This window comes from Photobacterium sp. OFAV2-7 (assembly GCF_022347985.1).
Taxonomy (GTDB): Bacteria; Pseudomonadota; Gammaproteobacteria; order Enterobacterales; family Vibrionaceae; genus Photobacterium.
This window is the reverse complement of the sequence record NZ_JAKRFQ010000439.1, coordinates 1-4,182: the sequence shown is the minus strand read 5'-3', so window position 1 is coordinate 4,182 and position 4,182 is coordinate 1. Positions and strand designations below refer to the sequence as shown.

Annotated in this window: 7 protein-coding genes; 3 read left to right on the top strand and 4 right to left on the bottom strand. The window is 44.1% G+C overall.

The window, feature by feature from the left end:
* A partial coding sequence (locus MHN01_RS18510; RefSeq protein ID WP_239412700.1) for a LysR family transcriptional regulator occupies nt 1-392 on the bottom strand: 392 nt, incomplete at its 3' end.
* Between the two features lie 116 nt (nt 393-508).
* Here MHN01_RS18510 and MHN01_RS18505 point away from each other — a divergent pair.
* Complete coding sequence (locus tag MHN01_RS18505) at nt 509-1,363, top strand: SDR family oxidoreductase (RefSeq protein WP_239412699.1); 855 nt, start codon at nt 509-511, stop codon at nt 1,361-1,363.
* Between the two features lie 198 nt (nt 1,364-1,561).
* A complete protein-coding gene (locus MHN01_RS18500) occupies nt 1,562-2,437 on the top strand; it encodes a nuclear transport factor 2 family protein (protein WP_239412698.1) in 876 nt (291 codons plus the stop codon).
* Between the two features lie 129 nt (nt 2,438-2,566).
* Here the strand turns inward: MHN01_RS18500 and MHN01_RS18495 are convergent, their stop codons facing one another.
* From MHN01_RS18495 to MHN01_RS18485, 3 genes are read right to left on the bottom strand one after another with little or no spacing between them, the layout of a single operon-like run.
* A complete protein-coding gene (locus MHN01_RS18495; protein WP_239412697.1) occupies nt 2,567-3,172 on the bottom strand; it encodes a DNA-3-methyladenine glycosylase I in 606 nt (201 codons plus the stop codon).
* A gap of 35 nt (nt 3,173-3,207) precedes the next feature.
* Nucleotides 3,208-3,351, bottom strand: coding sequence for a hypothetical protein (locus tag MHN01_RS18490; protein WP_239412696.1), 144 nt, complete (start codon nt 3,349-3,351; stop codon nt 3,208-3,210).
* A gap of 57 nt (nt 3,352-3,408) precedes the next feature.
* Nucleotides 3,409-3,783: a hypothetical protein gene (locus tag MHN01_RS18485; RefSeq protein WP_239412695.1), complete on the bottom strand. Its 375-nt coding sequence runs from the start codon at nt 3,781-3,783 to the stop codon at nt 3,409-3,411.
* A 127-nt stretch (nt 3,784-3,910) separates the two neighbouring features.
* On the opposite strand from MHN01_RS18485, the gene MHN01_RS18480 reads away from it, so the two are divergent.
* A partial coding sequence (locus MHN01_RS18480) for a TetR/AcrR family transcriptional regulator (RefSeq protein ID WP_239412694.1) occupies nt 3,911-4,182 on the top strand: 272 nt, incomplete at its 3' end.

Genomic DNA, 4,182 nt, shown 5'->3' with positions numbered 1-4,182 from the left:
TTGCTGTAGCTGTCACTTTCCACCACATCGAGCTGAATTTGCGGGTATTGGCCGAGAAACTGACTGAAGAGATTTAAATATGCAGCATTGCCAATCGGCACAGAAATTCGTATCAGGCCACTTGGCTCATTACTGAACGTTTGTGCGTCTGTGTTGGCCTGCATTGCCAGTTCTTGAATCATCTGGCACTTTTTATAGTACTGCACGCCAGTGTCAGTCAATGATAACGATCGGGTCGTTCGGTGCAGTAGGCGAGTATTTAATCCTTGTTCAAGCTTGGTCACTATCTGGGAAACTCGCGCTTTACCAACCCCTAGCTGTTCCGCTGCTTTGGTAAATGATTGAGTTTCAACCACCTTGGTAAACACCATCATGTCATCTAACGAGATCATTGTTACACACTGTTTAGCCACTCTTAACTATAAGTTTACTTAACACGTAATTATCAATCAATGGCGAAACGATATAGTTATGACAAGACAATAAATAGCCACATGGAGTTAGAAACATGATTGTTGTAACAGGCGCATCAGGCCAGCTTGGCCATCAGGTGATTAAACATTTAATCGGCAAAATCGACTCGTCACAAATCATTGCTGCGGTTCGTACACCTGAAAAAGCCAGCGATTTATCGGCCCTGGGTGTACAAGTGCGTGAAGCTGACTACTCAAAACCCGACACACTGAAAACAGCGTTCGAAGGTGCCGATAAAATTCTTCTTATTTCGTCAAGTGAACTGGGGCAAAGGGTCGAACAACACAGAAATGTTATCGAAGCGGCCAAAAACGAAGGTGTCTCTCTCATTGCCTATACAAGCCTGCTCCATGCAGATACATCGCCTTTAGGGTTAGCTGGAGAGCACATTGAAACAGAAAAAGAGTTAACACAGAGCGGGATACCCTTCGTACTGCTTCGCAATGGCTGGTATACGGAAAACTATCTCGCCAGTGTAATGCCTTCTATTGAGCACGGGGCATTTATTGGTAGCGCGGGCGCGGGGCAAATAAGCTCGGCTGCGAGAGATGATTATGCAGAAGCTGCAGCTTTGGTCATGACATCAGAAGAGCCCCAAGCAGGAAAAGTATACGAGCTCGCCGGTGATGAGCCATACACGCTGTCTGACCTTGCGGCTCTAATTAGCCAAGAATCAAACAACGAAATACCTTATGTGAACCTGCCTGAAAACGAATTCAAAGAAGCACTTGTTGGTGCTGGATTGCCTGATCCACTCGCGGCATTGCTTTCAAATTCGGATGTTGGTGCCTCAAAAGGAGGATTATTTGACGATCAGGGTGAGTTAAGTGCGTTGATTGGTCGCCCTACAACAAAACTTAGCGAGATGGTTAAGACCATTTTTGAATAAAAGATCTTAGCTCACCGAGTTCATTTTAGCGCGGGCTATTTTATACCGTTAATATTCCAAATTGAAAAGAATCGCTGACTTAATTAAGGCTCAGTCATTGTTGAATAGCCGGCTCTATATACATGAACTTCTCTAACCACTTTCAAAGCTACCAACGTTGCTCTTTGAGAGTAAGCGTAATATTCAGGAATCGTTACAATGAAAAAATCAGCCTCTTACATTACTGCAGCACTGCTGACGACTGTGTCTTTGCTAAGTGCATGTACAACAACTGCGGCGACGTCAGGTAATCAACTGGTTAATAGTCCAATGAAACAGACCGCAATGAAGGCCCAAGATGCCTTTTTTAAAGATTTTAATGCTGAAGAGATGAAAAAATATTTCCGTGAAGATTATATTCAGCATAATCCGCATGTACCAACAGGGCTAGCGCCTGCACTTGGGTTCCTGCCGACATTAAAAGAGGCAGGGTTAACATATAAAACTCATCGCCTACTAGAGGACGGTGACTTTATCGTCATGCACAATACCTACGATAACGCAGAAGCGTTCGGTACCAAAGAAGTCGTCACCTTTGATGTATGGCGTATGCAAGATGGCCAGGTTGCCGAACATTGGGATGCTATCTCTCCAGTTATCAAGGAGACGGCAAGTGGTCGCTCACAGTTTGACGGGCCGACTCTTGTCACAGATACAGACAAAACCGAAGAGAACAAGCAACTGATCGCCAACTTTATGGAAGATGTATTTTTTGGCCGGGCACCTGAAAAGATCAGTGAGTATATTAGTGCAGAGCAGTATGATCAGCATAACCCGATGGTGAAAGACGGATTAGACGGTCTTAACGAAGCACTTGCTTACTTGGCATCTCAAAACAACATGTTCGATTACCATAAAGTTCATAGAATTTTTGGTGAAGGGAATTTTGTCTTAACGCAAAGCGAAGGCCGGTGGAATGGCAAGCCACAAGCGTTCTACGACTTGTTCCGCATTAAAGAAGGTAAAATAGTTGAGCACTGGGACATTATTCAGGAAATTCCAGAAAAGATGGCTCATGAAAATGGTATGTTTTAAATAACAATAAAAGGCCCCTTTTTAGGGGCTTTTATCTTCGCCCTCGTTTATTTAATGCGGCTTCCCCAAGTTAATTAAACATCGTACAGCCTGGCCGATGGTATTTACTGTGGCCGCCCCATAGGCTGCTTACGGTCGCTTAAACTGCTGACGGGATGTCTCAATCACGCTTCGAAACGTGCACTCTTCAACATGGTCGTTCACCATCCCCATTGCCTGCATAAACGCATACACAGTCGTTGGCCCAACAAACTTCCACCCCCGCTTTTTCAGATCTTTAGACAAAGCGACTGATTCGACCGACGTGGAGGCAGACTGAGGCTCTGGCAAGCTGTCAGATTTAGGCTCATATCGCCAAAAATAAGCTGCCAGTGATCCCTCCTGCTTTACCATTTCCCGGGCACGTTTTGCATTATTGATAACAGCTTCTATTTTCCCCCGATGGCGAACAATACCTTCGTCACTTAATAATCTTTCAACATCATCCTGTGTAAACTTGGATATTTTATCAAAATCAAAATGATGAAAAGCAGCTCGGAAGTTGTCTCGCTTTAATAGAATCGTTCGCCAACTTAAACCCGACTGAAAGCTTTCTAAACACAACTTCTCGAACAGGCAAATATCGTTGTCTTCAGGAAAGCCCCACTCTTTGTCATGGTAGTCATAAAACTCTGGCGTCACCGAGCACCAACGGCAGCGAGGTTTTCCGTCCTCACCGATCACAGTATTTGTCACTTTCTGCTCCATTTAGTCATTACATAGCTATAGCATCAATCAATCAGCAATTCATTGATTGTGGTACTGCAGTGTCCTTTGGTGAACAATGCTGTTGCATTTAATCGCTGGCCCCATTTTTCCAGTGTCATTTGGGCACACAATTCACTGGCCGCTTCGATATAAGTATTAATCGGCACGTATGGCTGGCACTTGAAAAGTTTGTCTGTCTAATCGCTTGCGAATAAAAAACAGTCTTACCAAAGTGAGTGAACAATCTTCGAGCCGTGCAAAATCGTCATATCACACTTATCCAGCCATTCCATCATGGAAGGAAAATCTTTCCACTCCTGCTGGCCCAGGCGCCAGTGCTCCGCGACCCCCTTTTCATTTTCATAAACTTCAATCATCAAAAAAATAGTATTGCCTGTCGGGACCAATTCAGGGGCTAACGGGTTTACGTATTCAGGACTACTGGCAATGTTGTAAGACAGCATCGCCAGCTCCCCGTCTTTGTGGTGCGTTTCTTCCATGAACTTAGCGTGGCTGGCAAACAAGCGCTCTCCTTCAGCAACATTGTCTGCACTGGCGATAACCTGCATTGCAATCATAACTTTATCTTTGTGTGACATACTGCTTCCTCTTTTATTGATTTTGTACAACCATGTACACTATAGCATTCATTTTGTTCATTTGTGTATAAAATTTTCAAGGTGTGCTAAGATAGTTCTAGTAACCTAATAAAAACAAGGCGTTAAGATGGGCAGACCGAAGTCATTTAACCGGGATGAAGCGGTTGAAAAAGTCATGCAGTTAATTTGGCGACATGGATATGAGCATTGCTCGGTAAAGTTTTTGTCTGAGCAACTTGGGATTACCCGGTCCAGTTTCTACAACAGCTTTAAAAGTCGAAAGAATGTATTTCTTGAGGCGATGTCGCTATATGCATCGTTGGCTCCTGATCAGGTCGATCTTGAAAAACCAAACCAAGACGGTGTGCTGAAAGCGCTAAGTGCTGAAATAAAGGCACT